The sequence below is a fragment of the Acetonema longum DSM 6540 genome (assembly GCF_000219125.1).
In the GTDB taxonomy this organism is placed as follows: Bacteria; Bacillota; Negativicutes; order Sporomusales; family Acetonemataceae; genus Acetonema; species Acetonema longum.
In genome coordinates this window covers 1-1230 of sequence record NZ_AFGF01000070.1, presented here as the reverse complement: position 1 = coordinate 1230, position 1230 = coordinate 1, and the positions used below count along the sequence as shown (strand labels likewise).

General features: G+C 55.4%; 1 protein-coding gene. It reads right to left on the bottom strand.

Annotation, left to right across the window (positions count from 1 at the left end):
* Window positions 1-7: 7 nt before the first annotated feature.
* Entirely contained in the window at window positions 8-1210 is a 1203-nt protein-coding gene (gene tuf / locus ALO_RS08510) for an elongation factor Tu (RefSeq protein WP_004094852.1), read from the bottom strand.
* Window positions 1211-1230 lie beyond the last annotated feature (20 nt).

Genomic DNA, 1230 nt, shown 5'->3' with positions numbered 1-1230 from the left:
GATTCTCTTACTTGTTAACGGCGGTAACAACACCGGCGCCAACAGTACGGCCGCCTTCACGGATAGCGAAGCGCAAACCTTCTTCAATGGCGATCGGGGTGATCAGGGCGATGTCCATGCGAATGTTATCGCCGGGCATTACCATTTCTACGCCTTCCGGCAGAGTGACTACGCCGGTTACGTCGGTGGTCCGGAAGTAGAACTGGGGACGATAGCCGTTAAAGAACGGGGTGTGACGTCCTCCTTCTTCTTTGGACAGTACATATACTTCGGATTTGAATTCGGTATGGGGTTTAATGGAACCTGGCTTTGCCAGCACTTGACCCCGCTCGATTTCTTTACGTTCTACACCGCGCAGGAGAGCGCCGATATTGTCGCCGGCTACAGCGGAGTCCAGCAGTTTGCGGAACATTTCCACGCCGGTTACTACGGTGTTTTTGGGTTTGTCGCTCATGCCGACGATTTCTACGGTTTCGCCGACTTTGACTTGTCCACGCTCTACACGGCCGGTGGCTACAGTTCCGCGGCCGGTGATGGTGAATACGTCTTCTACCGGCATCAGGAAGGGTTTGTCAGTGGCCCGTTCCGGGGTGGGGATGTATTCGTCGACAGCGTCCATGAGTTCGAGGACTTTGCCGCACCATTTGCAGTCGCGTTTGCCGCAGCCGCATTCCAGGGCTTTCACAGCGGAGCCGGAGATGACGGGAATGTCGTCGCCGGGGAATTCGTAGCTGGAGAGCAGTTCACGCACTTCCATTTCTACCAGTTCCATCAGTTCGGCGTCATCTACCATGTCGGCTTTGTTCAGGAATACGACCATGGCCGGTACGCCTACCTGGCGGGACAGGAGGATGTGTTCACGGGTCTGAGGCATCGGGCCGTCAGCCGCGCTTACGACCAGGATGGCTCCGTCCATTTGGGCGGCGCCGGTGATCATGTTTTTAACATAGTCGGCGTGGCCCGGGCAGTCTACGTGTGCGTAGTGGCGTTTTTCGGTTTCATATTCCACGTGGGACGTGTTGATGGTTATGCCGCGTTCTTTTTCTTCCGGGGCCTTATCAATGGCGTCATAGGCCAGAAATTCGGCGCCGCCTGCTTTCGACAGAACCAGGGTGATGGCCGCCGTCAGAGAGGTCTTGCCATGGTCTACGTGACCGATCGTCCCGATATTTACGTGGGGTTTGGTCCTTTCAAACTTTTTCTTTGCCATTTGTTTTCTTGCCTCCTAAA

Excerpts from the sequence above, each read along its gene's own strand:
- tuf (WP_004094852.1), bottom strand. The coding sequence starts at position 1,210 with ATGGCAAAGAAAAAGTTTGAAAGGACCAAACCCCACGTAAATATCGGG.